Source organism: Rhizobium sp. NPDC092011 (genome assembly GCF_044756305.1).
In the GTDB taxonomy this organism is placed as follows: Bacteria; Pseudomonadota; Alphaproteobacteria; order Rhizobiales; family Rhizobiaceae; genus Rhizobium.
In genome coordinates, this window is record NZ_JBIVSO010000001.1 from 313,022 (window position 1) to 334,076 (window position 21,055).

The window sequence follows — 21,055 nt, forward strand, 5'->3', positions numbered from 1 at the left end:
GTTTCCCATCATCCGGCTCCTACGTTTCATTCATACGATCCAGTCGTGCCTGTAGCCGTCCGGCATGGTGTGCAACATGACAGTCGCGGCAAAGCACGACACGCTTGCGCGTGCGCGCTGCCTTGACCCGGACCCACAGCGTGGTGCCCTGCATGTCACTCATTTTTCGGACGTGATGCACCTCCACCGGAACGTCTTTCGTTCCACACGCTTGACATATCCGTGCCCTGAGCCGATCGACAAAGTCGGTTCGGCCGGCAAAGTGGATATGCATCTGCGTCTGATGATCGACTTCCCGGGATGCCGATGACGGTTCGACATCCTTGAGGCGGAACATCGGCATGAAGCGCCGCTTTTGGCTGCCTTCATACCACAGGCCGAGGCAACCCCCGTTTCGGAGCCTCTCTGCCGTCACCTTGACCGAGCACTTATGCTTGCGGGACAGGGTCTTCATAAAGCTCCGCCACCATAGATGGTGAAGCCGTCCGACCTGCTGTTTCCAGAGCGTGCCGAGCTTGTAATACTCGGCCAACCCCCGCAGCATTGCATTGTATCCAGTCAGGATGGCAACGTCAGAGTTGTTGATCACTTCGCATCGAGCCTCGCCACGGTTCATATGGAGATTTCCGAGGCGATTTCTCTCCGCAAAGCGGGCGAGCTTATCCACCGGCACATGAAGCTGCATCCGGTCTCCGGGCACACGCTTCGTCACAGCGCGACTACGCTGCATGAGGCGCTTGGTGCGGCCATCGCCGTATGTTTTCAGCTGGTAGCCGAGGAACATGGCTCCGTCGTCAGCTTTCCTGATACCGCTTTTCTCCGCGGACACTTCCAGTTTCAGGGTTTCGGCCAGATACGTTTTGACCTCCACCATGACACGGCGAGCATCCTCCTTGCTGCCGATAATACCAATCACGAAGTCATCGGCGTATCGACAGTAGCGAAGTCGGCGGTAGTTCGGATCGAACTGATCGACGGACGGCTTTTCGAGCCGTCGCCGCTCCCATTCCCTGATTTCCTCGATCAGCCGGGGAATCTCTTCCTCGTTGCCATTGGCGCGCCGTCGATTGATCATATTGCGTCGGATCTGGATCCGCTTTGAGGCTTCTAGGTAGGCGGCACTGCGTCGCCTTCCCTGCCCTTTGTCGAACCGTGCTTTCATCTCTGCCACGAACAGATCGAGTTCATGGAGGTAGACGTTGGCGAGGATCGGCGAGATCACGCCACCTTGCGGGGCTCCACTGAAAGTCTTGTGGAACTTCCAGTCCTCGAGATAGCCGGCCTTGAGCATCCGCCCGATCAACTGCAACAATCGATCGTCATCGATACGTTTGCGCAGCAGACCAAGCAGTATGTCGTGATCGATGTTGTCGTAGTATCCGACGATATCGACCTCGACCAGCCATTTCATGCCATGCCATGTGCGCCTGATTTCGGTCAGGGCCGTGTGGCATGACCGCCCCCGGCGGAAGCCGTGCGATTGTTCCGAGAAGATCGGTTCGTAGGCATGTTCGAGCAGAATCTTCACGGCCGCCTGCACCAGCTTGTCGTCGGCAGTGGGAATGGCCAACGGGCGTTTCTTCCCGTTGGCCTTGGGGATGTATTGCCTGCGCGCCGGAGAGAAACGATACGAACCGTCCAGCACGGACGCCATTACCTCCTGCATCCTTTCAAGCGAGAAGCCATCAAGGGTGTTTTGGGGGTCGACGCCCGGTGTCAGTGCTCCTTTGTTGGGAGCGATCTGCTCGTAGGCTCTTTCCCATATGGTCGGAGCCGAAAGCAGCCTGAACAGGCCATTGATACGTTTTCCCTGACGAGACAGGTCGATGATTGAGTCCAGTCTCTTCTCTACGGTGTGCGGTTGCATCAGCAAACCTCCGTCATGAAGTTGAAAGACCCAGCAAACGCGCCGCCCTTCACCCATGCAGTGAGGATTCCCCATCCGGTTGCCCGGTCGGTTTCACCCGTGCATGTCCATCCTTGGATGGTTGTCCCGGGCATTACCCCGGGCGTTTGGCTACTACGGCGGCTCCGTCGCCCTACGGGACATCGGAGAGATGCCCGCTTAGGCGATCCCGTGTTTACGCGATCAGTGAGAAACGACGTGGTTAGGTGGCCCGTTCAATCATTGGCCCCTCGACGAGGGGTGAGCCGTGCGACCAAGTTTAGGTGGGTCTCATGGGGTACCCCACCCTTCGCACGGCATGACGCGTCAACCACTGCTGCGTCATGACTCGACATAAAGTCTCTGATCTGGGCTTCACGCAATCCAGCATTCACCATGCACGTCTTGCCCTGACGTCCCGATAGCCTACAATGGTTTCGGCCCGGATGACGCCTTTTCCCGACATGCTATTGTCGCCTGCCGGTTTCCCGGTCGCAGCCATTTCTGGCCAAGGTAAGTCGGGTGGGCATCAGGCAGTTCTTGGTTTCCTGAGAAGTCTCCTTCACTCAATTGATCGCGCCACCACGGCGCACCCAGAGATTGCGGTTCTGGCAGACGGCACGGAGATAGAAACTCGCCATGCCGAGCGTCTTGGCGCCGACCTCGGAATTCCAGCAATAGAAGCCGCGGAAATACAGATCCGGCGAGCGTCGGACAACCGACCGGCTTCGATCGGATTGAGATCGTCCACGAGAAAGAGGAAGACATCTCGATCAGAGGCATAGAGCGTCGTCGTATCCCGCGTAATGTCGACGCGCGGATTGTAAAGCCCCGTCGACCAGTCGAGTACGCCCGGCACTTTTCAGCGCGTGTCGCCGGTGCCATTACCGGCGATGCGCTGGACGGCTGCGACCAACTCGTGATCGAAGATGCGGCCATAGTCGGGGCCAGTGACGGCACGTAGCTCGACACGACCGTCTTCGATCTCGAGCGTTTTCACCTGCTTGGAACGATGCGCGGTGAGTCCATATTGCAGGTTGATGCCGGCAAGTGGAGCCGGGAGTTGGCGGAGATGGGCCGCAGGCGCCCCGACCAAGCTCGCGAGCTGACCGAAGCTCCAATGGGTCGGCATGACCGACGCATCCGAGCCAGGCAGCATTAGTCCCAGGCGCTCGGCGTCTTCGCGGCTGGCCTCCACCCGTACCGCCTTGGCGTCAACCGTTCGGGTCCGGCTGCGGTCGCTACGGCCGCGCACAGTGGCGTAGAGCTCCGACAGAGATAGGTAGCGCTCGTCCGCTGGTCTAGCAAACCACTCCGAGGACACGCGGCCGATCCGCTCGCCGCGGCTTACATCCACCTTGCGGCCGCCTCGCCCATCGTGAGCTACGTCCAGAATTTCTACTTGGGTCATGGGTTATCTCCATAACAGGCACCGGAAGCCTCTCTCCCGATGCTCAAACCCGTCATGAAAACCAGTCCGGCCTCTCACTCTCGATGACGCCAACACGACCGACACCGGTCGTGGCGCGTGGCTAGCCACATGGACGCTCCGCTAACCTCCGGACATCAGCCCGGCAGAAGAGAACGCTTTGGCCCCTGTCTGAGCTTGACTCGCTGACACAAGGGAATAAGGGCCGCTCATCAGCTTCCTGGGAGATTAAACGAAAGCCTCACATCATTCTTGGCCTTCGTCGGCAAGACTTTTGCCATCTGGGCCATCCCGTTTGCCGTTCTAGGATTCTTTCTACCTGAAATCTTCAAGCAGTTTGCGCCCTCCATCGTCACCCGTCTGGGCATCATCATGTTCTGCATGGGTCTGAAGCCACGCCAGCGCCCGCCAAGTGCCGAGAGGGTCGATCTTGGTTTCGAAGTGAAGGTGAGATAGCGGACAAGCACAGTCTAGCTTAGTGCGCCACGCTACCTACATCATGCGTTTAGTCCATATGTCTACCGATATGCTGGCGGCCGATATGTGACCTATCGACGGCGATATCCGTCCGCCCACGGCACCACACGGCCCAAGGGCGATTGAAGCGCAGAGAGATCACCATGACCCGGTGCCTGCCCGTTGCCAGCAACGAACCTGCCTGTCCGTCCGAGACCGACAACCATCGTGACGGCAACCACGATGACGGCGAGACCGAAGCTCGCGAAAATTGCCGACGGGGAATAAGTTTGGCGAATGCCACGAGCAAGCTAGACGACAATCCCGATACTTGCGATAGTCGTCTAAGAGCACCCTTGGCGCGAACTGTCGAAATGACTGAGACCGAGCGCTGCAGAAGTGCATCAATGGTCATTCGGGACAAATTATAGAGCGCTCCCGGAAGGAGAACGATGAAACGGACGCGCGACGAATTGATTGGAGCACACCAACTACTCTCAAACACGCCGACCATAGCTCTTTAATCACCTTCAGGCGAATTTTTGAACTGCCTTTCGTGAGATTGAATCGGCCATCGCCTGGGTGACAACAGCGAGGACGCTGTTTATGTCCGCACCTTGGTCAAGAAATTGAAGCACAAGCTTTTTTAGCTGAACGTGAAGCTCTTCCGGAGCCGGGCTGTTAGCAAGTTGTTGCGCTCTGAGCTCACCAGTAGCATTACCCGCTAGCGCATCGGCAATTTTCTTGGTGACTCGATTTGCCGCATCTCGCGACGGATCATTTTGTACGTGAGCATAAATAGCCGTCGAACTCAGGTCCGAGTGACCAAGAATAGCACCAGTCAACGCCATGGCCTCGCCAGAAGATGCCGCAGTAGAACCAACCGTGTGCCGCAAAGTATGGAGGGTAGCTCCGGAGATCTTGGCTTCTGCGATGACCTGGGCCCAGACTTTAGGAGCCCCTTGATAAGCTCCCTCCCCTCTCTCTGCAGGGAACACGAATTTGCTGCTCCCCCGTTTGATTGTGCTCAAAATGGTAATGGCGTATTCGCTCAAAGGTCGTACCGATCTTCCAGTCTTGCTATCCCCAAGCTCGATCCGTCCGTCCTTGAAATTTACTTCCGACCATTCGAGCTCGGAAATCTCGTTTCGACGACATCCTGTCAACGCCAAGAGGCGGATGATCGTTGTAGCCTTGGGATTGCATCCCAATGTCTCCAACTTGTCCAAGGCTACCCCGAGCCTCGCAAGTTCATCGAAGTTGAGAAATCTCGTTTTGCGGTTGTCGGTCCGACGAATGGCCGCGTCCTTGACTGGATTTTGGCTGACGAGACCGTTCCGAAGTCCGAAATTAAATACGGCCGACAGATCAAACGCCGACTTTCGCGCCGCTGGCGCGCCCCCTGTGACGACACTTCGACGCCGGTACCCAGTCTTTTCGTCACGCGCAGTTTTTCCAGCCGTAACATCGGCAACGATCCGCTCAATATCGCCTGGATTTAAACTCGCAGCACGACGGCCTCCAACGAGGGCAACTACATGGTTGCGAAGGCGTCCGAGCACCAAATTCTTCGTTGCTGGCTTCAGAGGTTCACCTTGCCGGACTCCTCGCTGAACGATGCATCCTTCTTTCTCGTAGAGGTCGATCAGGCCCTTAACGGTCAACTCGCGACGCCTCGCGAGGAGCACCTCCGCGGGATCTTCCCCTGCTGCAACGCTTCCAAGTTTCGCCTTGGCGATCCTTCTTGCTTGCTCAACGGTGATTGAACCAAATCGACCAATCACTAAGATGCGTTGAGCGGCCGAGCGCCCTCCGCCATCTGCTCGATACTTGATGATAAATGTCTTTACTCCCCGAGGAGTGACACGCACACCAAACCCGGAAAGTTCGTTATCCCAAACGTGATAACGCTCCCTATCTGGATGCGCGGCGTCAACGACGCGCTTTGTCAGCAACACAGCCTTTCGCTTGCCCATATCGCCCCCCAAGAGCTTTGAGCGAGGTCCTAACGAGATACCACCAGGACACCACCGTGACCGAAAACTAGGGGATTATCGTAGCGCAAGGATGGCGGCGGTGTCAAGCTAATGTATTGATATTATAGTATTAATTAGTATATTTGGATAGTATGGAGTAGGCTCACCTTATTCTCCCTAGGAATGCGGAGAGTGCCCTGCGGCTAGCTTCCGCACGCGTTCCAATGGCCTCGTCGGCAAGCCTCCCAGCTCGAAATCGACGATCCGTAACGTTACGATTCATCGAAAATAGGAAGCTGTCAATCGTCTATTTTCTGCGCGATAAAGCGGGATATTCACGAAATTCCGAAATTCGTAACGTTACGAATTATTTCGCCGCGCATGTTCATGTGACGAGCCACGCAACATTCAGGCGTGAAGGATCTGGCTCTGATGGTCTACGAAGGTGGCACGAACTACCTCACGCAAGCCGGCGGGATCTTCACCGGCAATCGCACGATGCAGAAAGGCGGCCAATCGCTCGCCGATTGCATGATTGGAGTAGTAGAAGCTGCTCAGCGGCGGATTGAAGAAATCGGGCAACGTGGTGCCGCCATAGGTAACCAAGGCGAAATCCCTGCCGGCTTGCCGCCCGGCGTCGCGCAGGCCCGCAATGAAGCCAAGAGCCGCCTCCTCGCTTGCCACGAATGCCGCTGTTGCCTCCGGATTGGTCGCGATCACATGTTGTGCCATCTCGCGGCCGTTATCAGGCGTTATTGCGCTGCAGTGGATGAGATCATCGGGGGCAATAAGATGACGCTCGGCAAAGGCCTTGTGCCAACCCCGCACGAACTGCAGGCTGTAGGTGAACTGGCTGCTTGGCGCTATCAGTAACGGCCGGCGATGGCCGGCATCCAAAAGCAAGCCCGCAGCTTCAGCACCGATCACTTCATGATCGAGATCGACGCTCGGATGCATACTCAAGAGCTCCGTGCGACCGAAGGTGACGAAGGGCATGCCAACCTCGAGAAGGTATTTGACGCGATCGTCCTGAGGGGTCGTATGCGTGATGATAATGCCGTCGACCGAGCCTTCCTCGACGATATCGCGCACCCCCGCCAAGGGATCGTCCGCCTGCGATTGCGGCACGACGGTGGTGCGATAACCCCTGGCTTTCATGTAGCGCGAGGCGCCTTCGATCAGCGAGGCGACGACGATATTCATCTCGCCTTCGCGGCCGAACGGCAGCACGATGCCGATGGCGTGGGTTTTGCCGGTGCGAAGATTGATGCCGCCGAGATTGGGGCGATAGCCGAGCTCGCCGGCAACGCGCTTGACCAGCTCGATCGTTTCCCGATTGACTTCGGGCCCTTCCTTGAGGGCTCGACTGACTGTCGTGACGGAAAGACCCAAGGCGTTTGCAACCGTGCGCAGGGTGACGCGCTGGCCTGCCTCGCGCCACACATTTCGCCCCGCTGCCAATTCATGCATTTTCGACAAATCATTCCGCTCCACCACGTCGGCGCGAGAATGCCCGCAGCCACGCGGCGATGCAAGCTCGGGCTAAGATGCAAACGACGGGGCTAGATGCCATTGGAGCAGCCTGTCCGATAGCGCCGGCGCCACATAAGAATGCAACCTTAAGCGCCCCATTCAGGCAGCATTCAGAAAAGCACTTTTAAGGTGCGTTTTGTTACTAATTCCACTATTGGGGGAAATCATGGATAAGTATGCCAAGACCGTATTGACCGTCATTGCGGTCGCGCTCGTGCTGATCGCAACGCAAAATGCAATCACGCCGGCAAAAGCTCGCGGCGAGGACTGCGGCTGGAATCAATACAACCCCTGCTATGTAAAGCTCGTACCCTGACACGGCTCATCGTCTGTTGCACAAGCTAAAGTAATTCCGGCAAAAGTGGGTAGCGGTTTTGCGTCTGGAACTGCGTGAAAACAAAGTGATGGAGCGTCTCTGCGCCGCCGTTTTGAGTGGAAATGCTCTAAGAAATTCCCAGAAGAGCCGTCGCGCACTCTTCCGGGAATTGCCTTAATTCACGACGATCTTGGGGTCTGCCGTTCTGATCGGTATCAGTAGCTCCGAAACCGTTTATCAACGCCGCAGATAGCTCGCTGCCATGTCCGGGGATACTTCCGGACCTGCCTCCGGACCAATCAACTTTGATCAGCGATCTTCCGCGCAGCCTGGATAGCCGTGCGTGCACCTGCCCTTAGCTGCGCCGTTTCCGTGCCGGCGATAACCAGATCGAGACCGAGCTTGAGATATTCGCCCGCGCGGGTGCCATCGCTACCGAAGGCGCAGATCATCTTGCCGTGGGCGCGGCAGCGTGCAAGCGCGGTCGCAAGCGCTTGATCGATCGCGGCGCTGTCAGGCGCGAGCCTGGCGCCGTTCGAAAGCGCGATGGAAAGATCGGACGGGCCGACGAAGATGCCGTCGATACCGTCAACGGCAAGGATCTCATCGATCGCGTCCAGAGCGGTTCGCGTTTCCACCATGGCGATGGTGACGGTCAGGCTGTTGGCGGTCTGAAGATAATCTTCCGCAGGGAGACCGAAGTGATTGAGCGCAAGCGACGGACCCCAGCTGCGCTCGCCGAGCGGCGGATACTTCGTCGCCTTTACCAGGGCGCGCGCGTCATCGGCGGAGTTGATCATCGGGGCGATGATGGCGGAGGCTCCGGCATCAAGAAGCCGGGAGGCAGCGGCAAAATCGCCGACGGGAATGCGCGCGATCGCCGGCTTGCCGGCTAGGCGCACATAGGCAATGCCGTTGGCGGCCGACGTCATGTCCCACATGCCATGCTGCATATCCAGCACGACGGTATCGAAGTCTTCCTGCGCCAGATGATTGACGAGCATTGGGTCGGGTACACCAACCCAGCCGGAGATCATGCCGCCATTCTCGCGGCGCTTCAGGCGTCCGGCAAAACCGCTAATATCAGTCGTCATTGTCTTTCCTCACCTATCAACACAGGCTCAATCTTTGAAGACAGCCCTGCCGTCAAATCACGGCGAGCCGTTGCGAGCGACAATACTCAATTCTCGTTGTCGAACCACTCGAAAGTGAGTGACCAGCATGCGCGAGCCGAGAAAACAGGCTTCGCCGAGTAAAGCCGGAAATCCAACGGGAATTTGCCAGATAAACATGACAAACATGCAGATTTCGTCGCAGCCAGATCCATAAGGCATCGTATCAAAGACGAAACCGAACCATTAGCCTCATAACGACGGGCCGGCCGCCTGAGCATAAACGATCAAGATCGATCAGCGACCAATGGGTGTCAGCAGCGATATCTGCCGACACCCTGGGGCCTCAAATGATCCCGCCACCACCAGCAGCAGAAGCTGGGCGTTCGGCGGCGACCTTATTGCGATAGCCACTCGCCCTATAGGCAGCGACCGGATCGATTGCGCCGCCAGCGCGGCGCCGGGCTTCTGCAAGGATCGGCTCGACATCGGCGCGGTAGGCGCGTTTCAGCGTCTCCGATGCCATAAGCGCGTCATTAGCGTCCTGATAGTCAGCCAGTGCATTGCGATCGACGATCAGCGCCTGCGCATAGGCACGGCGGATCTCGTTGGCGCTGGAGATCAGGCTTTCGATCGGGTCCGTGACGTTGTGCGACTGGTCGATCATGTGAGCCGGGTTGAAATCGTTGACCCCGCGCCGCTCGGCATCGACCAGTTCGTTGAAGACGAGGAAGAGGCGATAGGGCTCGATCGCACCGGCATCGAGATCGTCATCGCCATACTTCGAGTCGTTGAAATGGAAGCCGCCGAGCTTGCCGAACTGGATGAGGCGCGCCACGATCATCTCGATATTGGTATTCGGCGCATGGTGGCCGAGATCGACCAGGCAATGCGCCTTCGGGCCGAGCGTCTGTGCGATCAGGTAATTGGTGCCCCAGTCCTGAACCACCGTCGAATAGAAGGCCGGCTCATACATCTTGTGCTCGGAAAACAGCCGCCAATCGTCAGGCAGCGCCTTGTAGATGTCGGCCATGGCGGCGAGGTAGCGCTCGAACGCCTTGGTGAAATTGGTCTGGCCGGGGAAGTTCGAACCATCTCCCACCCACACGGTCAGCGCTTTCGAGCCGAGCGCCTTGCCGATCTCGATGCATTCGATGTTGTGCTCGACGGCCTGGGCCCGGGTTGCCGCGTCGACGTGACTGAGCGAGCCGAATTTGTAGGAGTGCGCCTGACCGGGCGCATCGGAGAACGTGTTGGAGTTCATGGCGTCGAAGCCGAGGCCCAGCGCCTCGCCCTTCGCCTTGAGTTCGCGCGGATCCGCCTTGTCCCAGGGAATATGCAGCGAGACCTTCGGCGTCGCACGGGTCAGTTGCTGAATGACCGCACAATCGTCGAGTTTGTCGAAGATGCCGCGCGGCTCGCCGGTGCCCGGGAAGCGGGCAAAGCGCGTGCCGCCGGTGCCGACACCCCAGGACGGAACTGCAACGAAGAATTCGGAAACCTTGCGGGTAACAGCTTCGATATCGACACCGCGTCGTGCAAGCGTGGCGCCCAGCGCCTCGTAATCGGATTTCAGCGCAGCGGCGCGCTTGTCGTTTTCTGCAGCAACCAGATCGGGCGCAATTCTAAACTCGGCCATTCTTTCCTCCCAGATACGTCATTCGAAATCTTATAGTGCGATCGCCTGCAAGCCGTCACCCGCCCTCGCCCTTCGAGGGCCTTGCGGGCCACCTCAGGGTGAGGGCTGACCTCCCAGTCAGTGGGGCAATTGCCACCCCACCCTCATGGTGAGGTGCGCTGCCGCAAGAGCAAAGCGAGTGCGGGAGAGCCTCGAACCACGAGGGTGCCCCCGAGGCTAGCATTCCCCATCCGTTACCGCGTGAAGCTTTGCGCGTTGCCGGCATCGACATTGATGATATTGCCGGTTGATTTGGCTGAGAGATCCGAGGCCAGGAAATAGATCGCCTCGGCAATGTCCTCGGGCAAGACATTCAGCTTGAGCATCGAACGCTTGCGGTAATGTTCTTCCAACCCGTCCACCTCGATCTTCGACGAGGCGGCTCGCTGCTCGCGCCATTCACCGTTCCAGATCTTCGAGCCGCGAAGAACGGCATCGGGATTAACGGTATTCACACGAATGCCAGCTTCTGCACCCTCCAGCGCCAAGCAGCGAGCCAGGTGGATTTCGGCTGCCTTCGCAGTGCAATAGGCGGCGGCGTTCGGTGAGGATGCAAGACCATTCTTGGAAGCAACAAACACGACATTGCCGCCGAGATTCTGGCGGCGGAACAGCCGGAACGCTTCACGCGAAACGAGGAAGTAGCCGGTCGCGAGAATATCCATGTTGCGATTCCACATCGAAAGTTCTGTACTTTCGATCGGTGCAGACGATGCGATCCCGGCATTCGATACCAGAATATCGACACCGCCGAACTCGACGCAAGCCTCGGCAAAGGAGGAGATGACGGCATCTTCCTTCGTCACATCGAGCTTGACGCTGCGCACGGCGTCGGCGCCGAACAATTTTGCGAAATCCGCCTGCGTGCTTTCGAGCGCTGCCTGGTCGATGTCAGCCAGAACCACGCAAGCCCCCTCGCCCACAAGACGCGCCGCGGTCGCTCGACCGATGCCGCCGGCGCCGCCGGTAACGAAGGCGACGCGACCTGCCAGGCTCTTCGGCTTTGGCATACGCTGCAACTTTGCCTCTTCCAGCAGCCAATATTCGATGTCGAAGGCCTCCTGTTCCGGCAGCCCCTGATATTGGGAGACTGTGGATGCACCGCGCATGACGTTGATGGCGTTGACATAGAATTCGCCGGCGATACGGGCGGTTGCCTTGTCACGCGCGAAGGAGAGCAGGCCCACGCCGGGAACAAGGAAGATCACCGGATTCGGATCGCGCATGGCAGGCGAATTGTCGTGCTTGCAATCATTGTAATAGCGCGCGTAATCGGCGCGGTAATCTTCCAGCGCCTTGTCGAGACCGGCGATGACAGCATCGACATCCGGCTTGGCAGGATCGAAATCGACGATCAGCGGACGGATCTTGGTGCGTAGGAAGTGATCCGGGCAGCTCGTGCCGAGCGCACCGAGCGGACGAAGGTCTTTCGAATTGACGAATTCGAGAACGGCATCCTGATCGTCGAAATCGCCGAGTTTCCGCTCCGCCTTGCCGATGCGGCCACGGATTTCGGGCATCAGCCGGGCGGCGATCGCACGGCGCTCCGCCTGCGGCAGGCTTTGAACGACCGCACCACCGAAGATAGTTTTACCCTCGGTCTTGGCGGCAAACCATTCGATTGCCTTGTTGATGATGGCGAGCGTCAGCTCGTAGCATTCCTTGGCATCATTGGCCCAGGTGAAGAGACCATGGCTTTCGAGCACAACACCCTTGGCATTCGGATGTGCCTTGACGAAGGCTTCAAGGTCAAGCCCAAGCTGGAAGCCCGGACGGCGCCAGGGCAGCCAACCGATCTCCTCGCCGAAGATTTCGCGCGTCAGCTCACGCGAATTCTTCGAGGCAGCGATGGCAATGATGGCATCGGGATGCATGTGGTCGACATGGACGAACGGCACGAAACCGTGCAGCGGCGTATCGATCGAAGCCGCGCGCGCATTGAGGTTGAAGGTGCAATGCGGCAGGAAGCCGACCATGCGGTCTTCGTCAGCGACGCCCTTGTAGATGCTCTTCAGGCTATCGAGCTTATCCTGATACAGCGTGGCGAAACCATCGAGCTTGATGGTGCCGACATCGCCGCCGGATCCCTTGACCCAGAGCACCTTAACTTTCTCGCCGGAGAGCGGATCGATTTCCATGACTTTGGCAGAGGTATTGCCGCCGCCATAGTTGGTGATACGCTTATCGGCACCCAGCAGATTCGACCGGTAGAGCAGTTTGCCCGGCTCATCGAGATCAGCCGCATATGCGTCATCCCAACGGTTCTTCAGAAGCTGAACGCCAGCCGCCATGTCATCCTCCCTTGAAATCAAGTCTTGCGAGCGGACCGGAACGTGATGGCGCCACTCTTTGTGAGCAGGATATCGCTCACGCATAGTCACCTTGTCAATCGAAAACGATCATATTCGATAATGTTGCGATGCAATATGAAAGTTTGTGATCGTTTATGATTGACACCTTGTCATATTTACGAAATAACCGCCCTCAAGGAGGAGCCGATGCACGAACGTGAACGCCATCGCATTATTCTGAGCGCCGTACAGGAAAAGCCTGTCGTGACGATTCAGGATATTTCCGAGCTGACGGAGGCTTCGGAAGCGACGATACGCCGTGATATCGCTGCCCTGCACGTACAGGGAAAGATCCGCCGTGTCCGCGGCGGCGCCGAGTCCATTCACCCTCCGCAACTTGGCAATCTGGCTGGCCGGCCCTTTCGCGTTTCAGAATCAGTCAATATCGACAAGAAACGCGCAATTGCGCGCAAGGCCGCAGAACTGTGCAATCCGGGCGACGCCATCATCATCAACGGCGGCACGACCACGTTTCAGCTCGTGCACTACATCTCAGCCTTCCGTCTGCAGGTGATGACCAATTCCTTCGCGATCGCTGAGCATCTGGTCAAACATTCGAAAAACACGGTGACGGTCCCGGGCGGCGCGATCTATCGCGAGCAGAGCCTCATTCTGTCGCCCTTCGACAATGACACGACCCGCAATTTCTACGCACGACGGATGTTCCTCGGCGCGCAGGGCGTCGGTCCGCTTGGCATCATGGAGGCCGACGGACTGCTGATCCAGAGTGAGCAGAAGCTGATGCGCCAGGCCGATGAGCTGATCGTCATGGTCGATTCCAGCAAATTTCGTCAGCGCTCTAGTCTCATCCTTTGCCCGCTCGAACAGGTGACGACGATCATCACCGATGACGGCATTTCGCCGGACACGGTGCGGATGATCGAAGGTGCCGGCGTGTCGCTGATCATCGCCAATGTTTCGGCCGAGGCCGAGGAGGAGGATTCCCCGTCGGTCGCATAAGGGACGCGGTGCAGATGGGGTGAGCATAGCCTATCAACTTGGGAGGAAGAGACATGAATATAGCAAAGAAACTGGCGATCGGCGTCGCGCTCGTGGCGACACTGATGGCCGGAACAGCCAGTGCGAAAGACATCAAGATCGGTCTCGTGGTGAAGTCGCTCGGCAACGGCTTCTTTGAAGCCGCCAACAAGGGCGCGCAGGAAGCGGCCAAGGATCTCGGCGGCGTGCAGGTGATCTACACCGGCCCGACCTCGACCACGGCCGAAGGCCAGATCGAAGTGATCAATTCGCTGATCGCGCAGGGCGTGGATGCCATTGCGATTTCCGCCAATGATCCCGATGCAGTCGTCCCGGCACTCAAGAAGGCGACGCAGCGCGGCATCAAGGTCATCTCCTGGGATTCAGGCGTTGCAAAGGCCGGCCGCATCCTGCAGCTGAACCCCTCCTCCAACGAGCTGATCGGCAAGATGTGCCTGACGCTCGCCAAGGATCATCTCGATGGCGGCAAGGGCGATTTCGCCATCCTGTCGGCCACGACGACGTCGACCAACCAGAACATCTGGATCGGCGAGATGAAGAAGCAGCTCAAGGATTTTCCGGGCCTGAACCTCGTCACGACCGTCTATGGTGACGATCTTTCGGACAAGAGCTATCGTGAAGCCCAGGGCCTCCTGACCTCGCATCCGGAGGTCAAGGTCATCGTCGCTCCGACGACCGTTGGCGTGCTGGCCGCTTCGCAGGCCGTCAAGGATGCCGGCAAGATCGGCAAGGTCTACGTGACCGGTCTCGGCCTGCCGTCCGAAATGGCCGGCGCGATCAAGTCCGGCGCGACGAAGGAATTCGCGATCTGGAACCCGATCGACCTCGGCTATTCCGCAACGCAGATCGCCTATCGCCTCGTCAAGGGCGAGACCGACGGCAAGCCGGGCAGCGAGATCAATGCCGGCCGCATGGGCAAGATCAAGGTTGGCGAAAACGGCGAGGCCGCCATGGCCGATCCTTTCGTCTACAATGCTTCCAATATCGATCAGTTCTCCAAGGTTTTCTGATCGAAGACGAGCATCCGCATCTCTCCGGCGGCCTTAGCCGCCGGACCTGGTTTCATTGATCCGGTACATTGCTGATGACCACAGTCCTTCAACGATCTCAAGCGGACGCACCCGCCGCGAACCATCAGGCCATTCTGGAAATGCGCGGCATTTCCCAGATCTTCCCCGGCGTGAAAGCGCTGGATGGCGTTAGCATTTCGCTTTACCCCGGCAAGGTTACCGCCCTCATCGGCGAAAACGGTGCCGGCAAGTCGACCCTCGTCAAAATCCTGACCGGCATCTACCGGCCGAACGAGGGAGAAATTATCGTCGATGGCAAGCCGACAACTTTCGCCAACGCTCAGGCCGCCATCGATGCGGGCGTCACCGCCATCCATCAGGAGACAGTGCTCTTCGATGAGCTGACGGTCGCCGAAAACATCTTCCTCGGTCATGCACCCCGCACATCCTGGCGCACCATCGACTGGAAGAGGATGAACAGCCGGTCGAAGGAGCTTCTTCAATCGCTAGAAAGTGCGATCGATCCGACAACCCGATTGAAAGACCTCTCCATTGCGCAGCGCCATCTTGTGGCAATCGCACGCGCCTTGTCGATCGAGGCGCGCATCGTCATCATGGACGAGCCCACCGCTGCGCTTTCACGCAAGGAGATCGATGATCTCTTCCGCATCGTCGAGGGACTGAAGGCCAAGGGCAAGGCGATCCTCTTCATCAGCCACAAGTTCGACGAGCTCTACGAGATCGCCGATAATTTCGCCGTCTTCCGCGACGGTCGCGCCGTCGGCCACGGCAAGCTCAAGGAAACGCCGCAGGACGAGATCGTCCGCATGATGGTCGGCCGAGACGTCAAGGATGCCTTCCCGAAAGTCTCGGTGACCATCGGTGACACGGTGCTGGACGTCGCCAATTATTGCCACCGCACCGAATTTCGCGACATTTCCTTCAAGCTTCGTCGCGGCGAGATCTTGGGCGTCTACGGCCTGATCGGTGCAGGGCGTTCGGAGCTATGTCAGTCCCTCTTCGGCATCACCAGGCCGCTATCCGGACGACTGACGCTCGACGGCCAGGAAATCCACATCCGCTCGCCGCAGGATGCCATCCGCGCAGGGATTGTCTATGTCCCGGAAGAGCGCGGCCGTCACGGTCTGGCGCTGCCGATGCCGATCTATCAAAACATGTCGCTGCCCTCGCTCGCTCGCACCTCGCGCAAAGGGTTCCTGAAGGCAGCCAATGAATTCGCGCTGGCGCGCAAATACGCCGAACGTCTCGATCTTCGCGCCGCCGCCCTTTCCGTTCCGGTCGGCACGCTCTCGGGCGGCAACCAGCAGAAAGTCGTCATCGGCAAATGGCTGGCCACCCAGCCGAAAATCATCATCCTCGACGAGCCGACGAAGGGCATCGACATCGGCTCGAAGGCCGCCGTCCACGGCTTCATCAGCGAGTTGGCGGCCGAGGGCCTCAGCATCATCATGATCTCCTCCGAACTGCCCGAGATCATCGGCATGGCGGATCGCGTGCTTGTGATGAAAGAGGGGCTTTCGGCCGGTCTGTTTGATCGCGAGGAATTGACACCGGAAACGCTGGTGCGCGCCGCCACGGGAAATGCATAGGGAGAGCCGGATGCCACGCATCCTCAAAAGACGAGAAACACTGCTCTTCGTTATCATCCTCGTGATGATCGCGGGCTTTGCGACGCGCGCCAGCGGCTTTGCCGAGCCCGCCAATCTCGCCAATATCTTCAACGACACGTCGATCCTCATCATCCTCGCTTTGGCGCAGATGACGGTCATCCTGACGAAATCGATCGATCTTTCGGTCGCCGCCAATCTGGCCTTCACCGGCATGGCTGTCGCGATGCTGAACGCCGCCTATCCCGACATCCCGCTGATCGCCCTGGTCATCACCGCCATCGTGATGGGCGCGGCGCTCGGCGCCATCAATGGTTACCTCGTCTGGGCGCTGGAGATTCCCCCGATCGTCGTCACCCTCGGTACGCTCACCATCTATCGCGGCATGGCCTTCGTGCTGTCGGGCGGCGCTTGGGTCAATGCGCATCAGTTCACGGCAAACTTCCTCAGCGTGCCGCGCACGCCGCTGCTCGGCCTGCCGGTGCTCGCCTGGACCGGCATCGCCATCGTGCTGGTGATGTATTTCGTGCTGCGCCACACGCGGTTTGGCCGCTCGACCTATGCCAGCGGCGGCAATCCGGTGGCAGCCGTCTATGCGGGTATCGATGTCGGCTGGACGCGCTTCCTCGCCTTCGTGCTTTCCGGTGCGCTTGCGGGCCTCAGTGGCTATCTCTGGGTGTCGCGCTATGCGGTCGCCTATGTCGATATCGCCAACGGCTTCGAGCTGGATAGTGTGGCGGCCTGCGTCATCGGCGGCATCTCGATTGCCGGCGGTGTCGGCTCGGTGGCCGGCGCTGTGCTTGGCGCACTCTTCCTCGGCGTCATCAAGAATGCCCTTCCGGTTATCGGCATCTCACCGTTTACGCAGATGGCGATCTCAGGCACCGTCATCATCCTCGCCGTCGTCTTCAACGCCCGGCGCGAACGCAATCGCGGCCGCATTATCCTCAGGGACCAGGCGGCCAAGGATACCGTCAGTCAAGGAGCAAGCGCATGAGCACGGTTTCGCAAGCACCGACGGAAAAACGCACCATTCCGGACCGTCTCGGCACGCCCTTCAAGCGTATGCTGTCAAGCTGGGAGACGCTGCTCTTTGGCGTCGCGGTCGCGATCTTCATCTTCAATTCGCTCGCCTCGCCCTATTTCCTTGATCCCTTCAATCTCTCCGACGCCACATTCAACTTCACCGAAAAGGCGATGATCGCCTTTGCCATGGCGCTGCTGGTCATTTCAGGTGAAATCGACCTTTCGGTCGCGGCCATCATCGCACTCGCCTCGACGGCGATGGGAGCCGCCGCGCAAGTGGGCATCGATACGCCTGGCCTTGTCGCCATTGGCCTTGGCGTCGGGCTGCTCTGCGGCCTGTTCAACGGTTTCCTTGTTTCGGGAATGAAGCTGCCGTCGATCGTTGTCACCATCGGGACGATGAGCCTCTTTCGCGGCATCTCCTATATCGTGCTGGGCGATCAGGCTTACGGCAACTATCCGGACAGTTTCGCTTACTTCGGCCAGGGCTATGTCTTCTGGGTCTTCTCCTTCGAATTCGTCCTCTTCATCGTGTTGGCGATCGTCTTCGCGATCGTCCTGCATGCCACCAATTTCGGCCGGCAGGTCTATACGATCGGCAACAATGATTTTGCCGCGCGCTTCTCCGGCATTCCGGTCGAGCGGGTCAAATTCATCCTGTTTCTCCTGACCGGCCTGATGAGCGGCATAGCCGCCGTCTGCCTGACCTCGCGCCTCGGCTCGACACGCCCGTCGATCGCGCTTGGCTGGGAGCTCGAAGTCGTGACCATGGTCGTCCTCGGCGGCGTCTCGATCCTGGGCGGCTCCGGCACGATCGGCGGCGTCGTCATCGCCGCCTTCGTCATGGGCCTCGTCACGTTTGGCCTCGGCCTGCTCAATGTTCCCGGCATCGTCATGTCGATTTTCATCGGCCTCCTCCTCATCATCACCATCGCGCTGCCGATCGTCGCCAAGCGCATCAGGACCATGAGTTCCAAATGACTGCAGCGCTCGAACGCCACGCCTTCAAGATGACGCTCAATTCAGGCATGGAAACAGAATACAGAAAACGCCATGACGAAATCTGGCCGGAGCTTGTCCAACTGCTGCATCAATCGGGCGTCAGCGACTATTCCATCTATCTCGATCGCGAGACGAACACGCTTTTCGGCCTGCTGACGCGACCGCAGGATCACACCATGGCAAGCCTGCCCGAACATCCCGTCATGAAGAAATGGTGGGCGCACATGGCCGACATCATGGCGACCAATCCCGATAATTCGCCCGTTCAAGGCGATCTGGTTTCGGTCTTTCATCTGCCATGAACGCCGCGGCCACCTACCGTCATATCGCCGTGATCGACGTCGGCAAGACGAATGCCAAGATCGTGGTTCTCGATGCCCGGACCGGCGGCGAAATCGCTGTGGTGAAGACCAGTAACAGCGTGGTGCAGGCCGGCCCCTACCCGCATTACGACATCGAACGGCTGTGGTCTTTCATCATCGAAGCATTGAAGGGCTTTGCGATCATTCCCGGTTTCGACGCGGTCTCGATCACCACCCATGGCGCCTCGATGGCGCTGCTCGACGCCAAGGGTCATCTGGCGCTGCCGGTTCTGGACTATGAATACACCTACCCGCAGCCCATTCAGCAAGCCTATGGGGAATTCCGACCTGCCTTCGCCGAAACCTTCTCGCCGAGCCTGTCCGGTGGCCTGAATATCGGCGCACAGATCCACTTCCAGAAAAGCGCCTTCCCCGAAGATTTCGCCCGCGTAGCGACGATCCTCACCTATCCGCAATATTGGGCGTTTCGCCTGACGGGCATTGCCGCCAACGAGGCGACCTCGCTTGGGTGCCACAGCGATCTCTGGAACCCGACGATCGGGGACTATTCCTCTCTCGTCGCCAGACTCGGCATTCGGGCACTGATGGCGCCGGTACGTTCTGCATTCGACACTCTCGGCCCGGTGCGCTCCGCGCTCGCCGCAGAGATCGGCCTTACGACTGCGGTTCCGGTCTATTGCGGCATCCATGATTCCAACGCCTCGTTATTGCCGCATCTTGTCGAGAACGAAGCGCCTTTCGCCGTGGTATCGACGGGAACATGGGTGATCAGCTTTGCCGTCGGTGGCGACCTCGACCACCTCGACCCCGAGCGCGATGTCCTCGCCAACGTCGATGCCTACGGCCGCGCAGTGCCCTCGTCCCGGTTCATGGGTGGGCGCGAATTCGAAATCCTTGCTGCGGAGATCGGCCCGGCGCCTTCGAATGCGATTGAGACTGCGCTTCAAAGGGTCCTGGAGAAGGGCGTTATGCTGCTGCCGAACGTCGTCGAGGGCTCCGGACCATTTCCCGGCAGCAAAATGCGCTGGATCGGTGAAACCCCGGCCGACGCCGCCGAACGCCTCGCAGCCGTCAGCCTCTATCTCGCTCTGATGACCGAAGCCTGCCTCGGGTTGATTGGAGCCAAGGGGCCGATCTTCGTTGAGGGGCCGTTCGCGGTCAATCGCAGCTATCTCATCGCCTTGGCCGCATTGACGAACGCCGATGTCATCGCTCTACCCGGCTCGACCGGAACCAGCCAGGGGGCGGCCTTGCTGACCGGCGTGCGTCCATTTGCTGCCGCGGCTGGCGCGCCGGTTCGCGGCGAGCTGCCTGGATTGCGACGCTATCGGCAAGTCTGGCACGATGCTCTGGCGGGTTAACTCCCTGCATCGCCAAGTTCAGCCGCCGCAATCTCCGCTATTTGGAGAGTGGGCGCGACATGCTCGTTCTCGCCGTCTTCGATCAGCCATGCCGCTGAAAGCCCGGCCCAGGCAACAATCCACCGCAACATGCGCCCGCGATCCAGTTGCGCCGCCTCGGCGACGACGCCGACCTGCCGCGACAGACGGCCGGTTGCTGCCGCGATTGCGTGATCCGGATTGCAAAAGAGATTGGCGTAGTCGAAGCCGCGCTCGCCCACCAATCCCTTCGGATCAATCGCCAGCCAGCCGCGTTCTGCAAAATCCAATATATTGCCGTGATGCACATCACCATGGAGGGCAACGACGTCTTGCGGCTCCGATAAAAGCACGCGGGCGGTGGCTGCCGATCGCACAAAGATACCGCCTTCGCGGTGAGCGGCGGATTCGAGCGAGCGAAACCGTTCGGAGAGCGGGATCAATCTCGGCAAGCCTATTCCGCGTTGCACATGCAGCCCTACCACGGCCTTGCAGATGATACGGCTCGCCTCATCGTCTTGCCCGTTCCTTGCCATCTCGGCGAGAGAATGATTGCCTGTTGCTCGCTCAAGCAAAATAGCGTCGTCCTTATGCTCAAGGACTTGAGCGGCTCCAATTCCGTTCCACCAGACCATAAGCTCGGCACCCCACTTTTCCTCGGGGATAACCGCAATCTTGAGCATCGCCGGTTCTCCATCCCGACGGACGGGGAAGAGCCGGCTCGAGTGCGTCACGATAGCGGCGCCATCCGGGATCAGGCGCCAGAGGCTAAAATAGGTTCTCCATTCGGCATTCTCGTTCATACGGCATCCCGCTTCTCAACATGAACCCGTAGTGCAGCAGCACGGCTCCAGCCTCGCGCTCGCCACTCTCTACCGGATTTAATCTACATGGCATTGTCAGGGTCACAGGCGATGTAACCTATGCGGATACAACCGACACGAACTCAACT

15 protein-coding genes and 2 pseudogenes are annotated in these 21,055 nt (G+C 59.0%); 9 read left to right on the top strand and 8 right to left on the bottom strand.

Translation table 11 applies throughout. The features are described 5' to 3' along the window. Positions 1-19: 19 nt before the first annotated feature. Both ACIQJ2_RS01720 and ACIQJ2_RS01725 read right to left on the bottom strand, forming a co-directional pair. Positions 20-1,867, bottom strand: a complete 1,848-nt coding sequence (locus ACIQJ2_RS01720) for a reverse transcriptase domain-containing protein (protein ID WP_400666239.1) — start codon at positions 1,865-1,867, stop codon at positions 20-22. Between the two features lie 611 nt (positions 1,868-2,478). Next, positions 2,479-3,296 (bottom strand): annotated as a pseudogene (locus ACIQJ2_RS01725) (DUF932 domain-containing protein); the annotation flags it as partial. Positions 3,297-3,512: 216 nt separating this feature from the next. Here ACIQJ2_RS01725 and ACIQJ2_RS01730 point away from each other — a divergent pair. Beyond that, positions 3,513-3,704 (top strand): annotated as a pseudogene (locus ACIQJ2_RS01730) (hypothetical protein); the annotation flags it as partial. 596 nt (positions 3,705-4,300) lie between these two features. Here ACIQJ2_RS01730 and ACIQJ2_RS01735 read toward each other — a convergent pair. Beyond that, the gene (locus tag ACIQJ2_RS01735) at positions 4,301-5,746 is read right to left on the bottom strand and encodes a tyrosine-type recombinase/integrase (RefSeq protein ID WP_400666237.1); all 1,446 of its coding nucleotides are present in this window, start codon (positions 5,744-5,746) and stop codon (positions 4,301-4,303) included. Between the two features lie 408 nt (positions 5,747-6,154). Further along, the gene (locus ACIQJ2_RS01740; protein WP_400666235.1) at positions 6,155-7,216 is read right to left on the bottom strand and encodes a LacI family transcriptional regulator; all 1,062 of its coding nucleotides are present in this window, start codon (positions 7,214-7,216) and stop codon (positions 6,155-6,157) included. Between the two features lie 229 nt (positions 7,217-7,445). On the opposite strand from ACIQJ2_RS01740, the gene ACIQJ2_RS01745 reads away from it, so the two are divergent. Further along, positions 7,446-7,595, top strand: a complete 150-nt coding sequence (locus ACIQJ2_RS01745; protein WP_400666233.1) for a hypothetical protein — start codon at positions 7,446-7,448, stop codon at positions 7,593-7,595. A gap of 299 nt (positions 7,596-7,894) precedes the next feature. On the opposite strand, the gene ACIQJ2_RS01750 is transcribed toward ACIQJ2_RS01745, so the two are convergent. The 3 genes from ACIQJ2_RS01750 to ACIQJ2_RS01760 form a co-directional block, all read right to left on the bottom strand. Beyond that, positions 7,895-8,689: an HpcH/HpaI aldolase/citrate lyase family protein gene (locus ACIQJ2_RS01750; protein ID WP_400666231.1), complete on the bottom strand. Its 795-nt coding sequence runs from the start codon at positions 8,687-8,689 to the stop codon at positions 7,895-7,897. A 364-nt stretch (positions 8,690-9,053) separates the two neighbouring features. Then, positions 9,054-10,346, bottom strand: coding sequence for an L-rhamnose catabolism isomerase (rhaI, locus tag ACIQJ2_RS01755; RefSeq protein WP_199148180.1), 1,293 nt, complete (start codon positions 10,344-10,346; stop codon positions 9,054-9,056). 233 nt (positions 10,347-10,579) lie between these two features. After that, the gene (locus ACIQJ2_RS01760) at positions 10,580-12,676 is read right to left on the bottom strand and encodes a bifunctional rhamnulose-1-phosphate aldolase/short-chain dehydrogenase (protein WP_400666229.1); all 2,097 of its coding nucleotides are present in this window, start codon (positions 12,674-12,676) and stop codon (positions 10,580-10,582) included. A gap of 207 nt (positions 12,677-12,883) precedes the next feature. Here ACIQJ2_RS01760 and ACIQJ2_RS01765 point away from each other — a divergent pair, with 207 nt between their 5' ends. The 7 genes from ACIQJ2_RS01765 to ACIQJ2_RS01795 all read left to right on the top strand — a co-directional run bounded on the left by ACIQJ2_RS01765 (position 12,884) and on the right by ACIQJ2_RS01795 (position 20,085). Next, a complete protein-coding gene (locus ACIQJ2_RS01765) occupies positions 12,884-13,696 on the top strand; it encodes a DeoR/GlpR family DNA-binding transcription regulator (RefSeq protein ID WP_199089390.1) in 813 nt (270 codons plus the stop codon). A 53-nt stretch (positions 13,697-13,749) separates the two neighbouring features. Further along, positions 13,750-14,745, top strand: a complete 996-nt coding sequence (rhaS, locus tag ACIQJ2_RS01770) for a rhamnose ABC transporter substrate-binding protein (RefSeq protein WP_199089389.1) — start codon at positions 13,750-13,752, stop codon at positions 14,743-14,745. A gap of 74 nt (positions 14,746-14,819) precedes the next feature. Next, complete coding sequence (locus tag ACIQJ2_RS01775) at positions 14,820-16,355, top strand: sugar ABC transporter ATP-binding protein (RefSeq protein ID WP_400666226.1); 1,536 nt, start codon at positions 14,820-14,822, stop codon at positions 16,353-16,355. Positions 16,356-16,365: 10 nt separating this feature from the next. Continuing rightward, a complete protein-coding gene (locus tag ACIQJ2_RS01780) occupies positions 16,366-17,370 on the top strand; it encodes an ABC transporter permease (RefSeq protein ID WP_400666224.1) in 1,005 nt (334 codons plus the stop codon). Further along, a complete protein-coding gene (locus ACIQJ2_RS01785; RefSeq protein WP_400666222.1) occupies positions 17,367-18,380 on the top strand; it encodes an ABC transporter permease in 1,014 nt (337 codons plus the stop codon). Before ACIQJ2_RS01780 ends, ACIQJ2_RS01785 begins: the two co-directional genes overlap by 4 nt. Further along, on the top strand, positions 18,377-18,703 hold the full coding sequence (rhaM, locus tag ACIQJ2_RS01790; protein ID WP_400666220.1) for an L-rhamnose mutarotase: 327 nt from the start codon (positions 18,377-18,379) through the stop codon (positions 18,701-18,703). Before ACIQJ2_RS01785 ends, rhaM begins: the two co-directional genes overlap by 4 nt. Next, complete coding sequence (locus ACIQJ2_RS01795) at positions 18,700-20,085, top strand: FGGY-family carbohydrate kinase (RefSeq protein ID WP_400666218.1); 1,386 nt, start codon at positions 18,700-18,702, stop codon at positions 20,083-20,085. Before rhaM ends, ACIQJ2_RS01795 begins: the two co-directional genes overlap by 4 nt. On the opposite strand, the gene ACIQJ2_RS01800 is transcribed toward ACIQJ2_RS01795, so the two are convergent. Further along, the gene (locus ACIQJ2_RS01800; protein WP_400666216.1) at positions 20,082-20,906 is read right to left on the bottom strand and encodes an aminoglycoside phosphotransferase family protein; all 825 of its coding nucleotides are present in this window, start codon (positions 20,904-20,906) and stop codon (positions 20,082-20,084) included. The two genes, ACIQJ2_RS01795 and ACIQJ2_RS01800, sit on opposite strands and share 4 nt — an antisense overlap. Between the last annotated feature and the right edge of the window lie 149 nt (positions 20,907-21,055).

Excerpts from the sequence above, each read along its gene's own strand:
- rhaS (WP_199089389.1), top strand. The coding sequence starts at position 13,750 with ATGAATATAGCAAAGAAACTGGCGATCGGCGTCGCGCTCGTGGCGACA.
- ACIQJ2_RS01740 (WP_400666235.1), bottom strand. The coding sequence starts at position 7,216 with ATGCATGAATTGGCAGCGGGGCGAAATGTGTGGCGCGAGGCAGGCCAG.
- rhaI (WP_199148180.1), bottom strand. The coding sequence starts at position 10,346 with ATGGCCGAGTTTAGAATTGCGCCCGATCTGGTTGCTGCAGAAAACGAC.
- ACIQJ2_RS01775 (WP_400666226.1), top strand. The coding sequence starts at position 14,820 with ATGACCACAGTCCTTCAACGATCTCAAGCGGACGCACCCGCCGCGAAC.
- ACIQJ2_RS01760 (WP_400666229.1), bottom strand. The coding sequence starts at position 12,676 with ATGGCGGCTGGCGTTCAGCTTCTGAAGAACCGTTGGGATGACGCATAT.
- ACIQJ2_RS01785 (WP_400666222.1), top strand. The coding sequence starts at position 17,367 with ATGAGCACGGTTTCGCAAGCACCGACGGAAAAACGCACCATTCCGGAC.
- ACIQJ2_RS01800 (WP_400666216.1), bottom strand. The coding sequence starts at position 20,906 with ATGAACGAGAATGCCGAATGGAGAACCTATTTTAGCCTCTGGCGCCTG.
- ACIQJ2_RS01720 (WP_400666239.1), bottom strand. The coding sequence starts at position 1,867 with ATGCAACCGCACACCGTAGAGAAGAGACTGGACTCAATCATCGACCTG.
- ACIQJ2_RS01780 (WP_400666224.1), top strand. The coding sequence starts at position 16,366 with ATGCCACGCATCCTCAAAAGACGAGAAACACTGCTCTTCGTTATCATC.
- rhaM (WP_400666220.1), top strand. The coding sequence starts at position 18,377 with ATGACTGCAGCGCTCGAACGCCACGCCTTCAAGATGACGCTCAATTCA.
- ACIQJ2_RS01795 (WP_400666218.1), top strand. The coding sequence starts at position 18,700 with ATGAACGCCGCGGCCACCTACCGTCATATCGCCGTGATCGACGTCGGC.
- ACIQJ2_RS01735 (WP_400666237.1), bottom strand. The coding sequence starts at position 5,746 with ATGGGCAAGCGAAAGGCTGTGTTGCTGACAAAGCGCGTCGTTGACGCC.
- ACIQJ2_RS01765 (WP_199089390.1), top strand. The coding sequence starts at position 12,884 with ATGCACGAACGTGAACGCCATCGCATTATTCTGAGCGCCGTACAGGAA.
- ACIQJ2_RS01750 (WP_400666231.1), bottom strand. The coding sequence starts at position 8,689 with ATGACGACTGATATTAGCGGTTTTGCCGGACGCCTGAAGCGCCGCGAG.
- ACIQJ2_RS01745 (WP_400666233.1), top strand. The coding sequence starts at position 7,446 with ATGGATAAGTATGCCAAGACCGTATTGACCGTCATTGCGGTCGCGCTC.